Below are 4,023 nucleotides of genomic sequence, written 5' to 3' on the forward strand. Positions count from 1 at the left end.
CCGGCAGGCCCGCGAGCAGCAGCGCGAGGCCGCAGGCAAGGCCCGCCTCCCGTCGCGCATGCCCCTCGCCCTCCAAGCCCAGCACCGGATCCCGACTCCCCTGGCTGGGCGCGTGCGAAGACGACCGTCGCACCGCTTCCGCGTGGTTAACGAAGGCTAGCCGGGCGTGGTTAATGCAGCGTCAACGGCACGGGGCGGCGGAGCATCGGAGGAGACCGGATCCACCGGCGGATCGCCGCCGCCGATGGATCGAGGCGCGGGCAGGGTCTATAAGCGGCCGGACATGTCCGCCCCGCAGCCCGTCCGCCGTCTCGACCCGGTCCTCGTCGACCGCATCGCCGCGGGCGAGGTGGTCGAGCGGCCGGCCTCGGCGGTCAAGGAGCTGGTCGAGAACGCGATCGATGCCGGCGCCCGCAGCATCGCGGTGACGATCGAGGCCGGCGGCCGGCGGCTGATCCGGGTGGTCGACGACGGCGCCGGCATGTCGCCGGACGACCTGCTGCTCGCCGTCGAGCGCCACGCCACCTCGAAGCTGCCGGGCGGCGACCTGACCCGGATCGACACGCTGGGTTTCCGCGGCGAGGCGCTGCCTTCGATCGGCGCGGTCTCGCGGCTGTCGATCACCACCCGCACGGCGGACGCGGATTCGGGCGCGGCGCTCACCGTCGAGGCGGGCCTGCGCGGCGCGGTGCGCCCGGCGCCGGCGGCGCGCGGCACCCGAATCGAGGTCACCGACCTGTTCTCGGCGACGCCGGCGCGGCTGAAGTTCCTGAAATCCGACCGCGCCGAGAGCGCGGCGGTCTCCGACATCCTGCGCCGGCTCGCGGTGGCGCAGCCCGCGATCCGCTTCACGCTGACGAGCGAGAACGGCACGCCGCTGGTGCTGCCGGCCCTCGCCGGGGCCGAGCCGGACGACGCGACCGCGAGCCTCGCCCGGCTCGCGCAGGTGCTGGGATCGGACTTCGCCGCGAACGCCCTGCCGGTGGCGATGGCGCGGGAGGGCTTCTCGCTCACCGGCCATGTCGGGCTGGCGACCTTCCACCGCGGCGCGGCCAACCACATCCACTTCACGGTGAACGGCCGGCCGGTGCGCGACCGCCTGCTGCTCGGCGCGGTGCGCGGCGCCTACGCCGACACCCTGCGCTCCGACCGGCATCCGGTGCTCGGGCTGGCGATCGCCTGCGAGCCCGGCCTCGTCGACGTCAACGTCCACCCGGCCAAGACCGAGGTGCGGTTCCGCGATCCGGGGCTGGTGCGGGCGCTCGTCGTCAGCGCGATCCACGAGGCGCTGCGCCGCGGCGGGGCGCGGGCCTCGACCGGCGTGGCGGCCCGCACCCTCGAGGCCCTGCGTCCCTCGGGCGGCATCCCGTTGACGCAGCATGGCGGGACGGCGAGCCCGAGCCTGTTCCAGAGCGCGCGGACCGGCCTGTTCCGCCCGGGCACCCCGTCCGTCGCGGCCCCGTCCGGCTTCCACCGGCCGGCGCCGGATCGGCCGCACGGCTTCGGCGAGGCGGCGCAGGCACCGCTGGCGCCGGACGGCGCGGCCGACGCCTTTCCGGATCCGATGGCCGACCTGGCGCCGCCCGCGGCCGACCTGCGCAGCCTCGATGGCGCCGAGGATGCCCTCGACCATCCCCTCGGCGCCGCGCGGGCGCAGCTGCACGAGACCTACATCGTCGCGCAGACCCGCGACGGCGTGGTGATCGTCGACCAGCACGCGGCGCACGAGCGCCTCGTCTACGAGCGGATGAAGCGCGAGCGCGCGGCGGGCGGCATCCTGCGCCAGGGCCTCTTGATCCCCGACGTGATCGAGATGGCGCCCGAGGCCGCCGAGCGGCTGGCCGCGGCCGCCCCCGAGCTCGACCGGCTCGGCCTGACGCTGGAAGCGTTCGGCCCCGGGGCGCTGCTGGTGCGCGCGGTGCCCGCGGCTTTGGCCGGCGCCTCGGTGCGCGACCTCGTCGCCGACATCCTCGACGCGCTGGACGACAGCGGGGTCGAGGAGGGCGGGGCCGGGGCCCTGGAGGACGGCCCGCTCGGGCGGCGCCTCGACGCGGTACTGTCGCGGATGAGCTGCCACGGCTCGATCCGCGCCGGAAGGCGCCTGCGCCCGGAGGAGATGAACGCGCTCTTGCGCGCCATGGAGGCGACGCCGAATTCCGGCCAGTGCAACCACGGCCGCCCGACCTACGTCGCCCTCGGCCGCCACGACATCGAGCGGCTGTTCGGGAGACGCTGAGCGGGGTGGCGCCCGGTCAGTCCGGGATCGCGAACCCGATCGACTGGCACAGGATCGCGACCATCGTCACGCCGCCGGCGACGAGCCCCATCCGGTCCGGGCGCGCGGGCGCCGACGGCGCGGCGCCGAGACGCAGCTCGTCCTCGTAGCGTGCCAGGATCCAGGCCTGCAGCGACGGTGCGGTCAGGGCGAGCCAGGCCCACAGGCCGATCGCCAAGAAACCCAGGGCCTGTCCGCCATAGGTGAAGACGTCGTCGATCATGGCGCTCTCGGAGCGAGCACCCCCTCGCCGCGAACCTAGCCCAGCCGTCCGGCACCTGGAAAGCCCGGTCGGGGTTCGACGGCGTCGCCGACGCGCCTTTCGCGTGCGCTCGCACACGGATCGGCCTATGACACGCCCGACATCCGAACAACCCGGCGCCTTCCCGATGACCGCACTCGCAGATCTGTCCCCCGCCGAACTGGCCGCGCGCTACGCGCAGGCGCAGGGCGCCTACGAAGCGTTCCGCGCCCGCGGGCTCAAGCTCGACATGACCCGGGGCAAGCCCTCGCCCGAGCAGCTCGACCTCGCGTCGGGCATGCTGGCGCTGCCCGGCAACGGCGACCACACCACGGCGTCGGGGGAGGATGCCCGCAACTACGGCGGCCTGCAGGGCCTTGCGGAGGCGCGCGCGCTGTTCGGGCCGGCGCTGCTCGGCGTGCCCGCGGAGCAGGTGGTGGTGGCCGAGAACGCGAGCCTCGCCGTGATGCACGACTGCATCGTCTGGGCGATGCTAAAGGGCGTGCCGGGCTCGGAGCGCCCGTGGTCGCGCGAGGAGGCGCCGGCCTTCCTCTGCCCGGTGCCGGGCTACGACCGCCACTTCGCCCTGTGCGAGGAATTCGGCATCCGCATGCTGCCGGTGCCGATGACGCCGGACGGGCCGGACATGGAGGTGGTCGAGGCCCTCGTCGCCGACCCGGCGGTGAAGGGGATGTGGTGCGTCCCGAAATACTCGAACCCGTCCGGCGAGATCTATTCGGAGGAGACCGTCCGGCGGCTCGCCGCGATGAAGGCCGGCGCCCCGGACTTCCGCCTGTTCTGGGACAACGCCTACGCCGTCCACCACCTCACGCCCGAGCACCACGCGATCCCCGACATCCTGGAAGCCTGCCGGGCGGCCGGGCATCCGAACCGCGCCTTCATCTTCGCCTCGACCTCGAAGATCACGCTCGCCGGCGCGGGTCTGGCCTTCTTCGCCGGCTCCCCCGACAACGTACGCTGGTACCTCGCGCGGGCGGGCAAGCGCACGATCGGCCCGGACAAGCTGAACCAGCTCCGGCACGTCCGCTTCCTGCGCGACGCGGCGGGGCTCACCGCCCACATGGAGCGCCAGCGCGAGCTCCTCGCCCCGAAGTTCTCCGCCGTCACCGAGGCGCTCGCGCGGCACCTGACCGGGACGGACGTGGCCTGGAGCCGGCCCGAGGGCGGCTACTTCGTCAGCGTGGACGCCGGCGTCGGCACCGCCGAGCGCATCGTCGAGCTGGCCAAGGGCGCCGGCATCGGCCTGACGCCGGCCGGCGCGACCTTCCCCTACGGCCGCGACCCCCGCGACGCGGCGCTGCGGCTGGCGCCGTCCTATCCGAGCCTGTCCGAGGTCCGGGAGGCGGCGGAAGGGATCGCGCTCTGCATCCTGCTCGCCGCGCTCGAATCGGAGCGGGCGGTGCGCGCGGCGCCGCAGGAATGAGCGGCCTGCTCCGGGCGGCCGGCTTCCTCGTCCTGGCGGCGACGCTGCCGGCCTGCGCCGCGC

Annotated in this window: 3 protein-coding genes; 2 read left to right on the forward strand and 1 reads right to left on the reverse strand. The window is 74.7% G+C overall.

Going from position 1 to position 4,023, the window contains the following annotated elements; translation table 11 throughout:
- Positions 1–283 precede the first annotated feature (283 nt).
- On the forward strand, positions 284–2,236 hold the full coding sequence (mutL, locus tag FV223_RS21900) for a DNA mismatch repair endonuclease MutL (RefSeq protein WP_147728972.1): 1,953 nt from the start codon (positions 284–286) through the stop codon (positions 2,234–2,236).
- Between the two features lie 16 nt (positions 2,237–2,252).
- On the opposite strand, the gene FV223_RS21905 is transcribed toward mutL, so the two are convergent.
- On the reverse strand, positions 2,253–2,498 hold the full coding sequence (locus tag FV223_RS21905; protein ID WP_147728973.1) for a hypothetical protein: 246 nt from the start codon (positions 2,496–2,498) through the stop codon (positions 2,253–2,255).
- 166 nt (positions 2,499–2,664) lie between these two features.
- On the opposite strand from FV223_RS21905, the gene FV223_RS21910 reads away from it, so the two are divergent.
- Complete coding sequence (locus FV223_RS21910; protein WP_147728974.1) at positions 2,665–3,960, forward strand: aminotransferase class I/II-fold pyridoxal phosphate-dependent enzyme; 1,296 nt, start codon at positions 2,665–2,667, stop codon at positions 3,958–3,960.
- The last annotated feature ends 63 nt before the right edge of the window (positions 3,961–4,023 follow it).

Origin of the sequence: Methylobacterium sp. WL116, from assembly GCF_008039455.1 — a bacterium.
GTDB lineage: Bacteria > Pseudomonadota > Alphaproteobacteria > Rhizobiales > Beijerinckiaceae > Methylobacterium.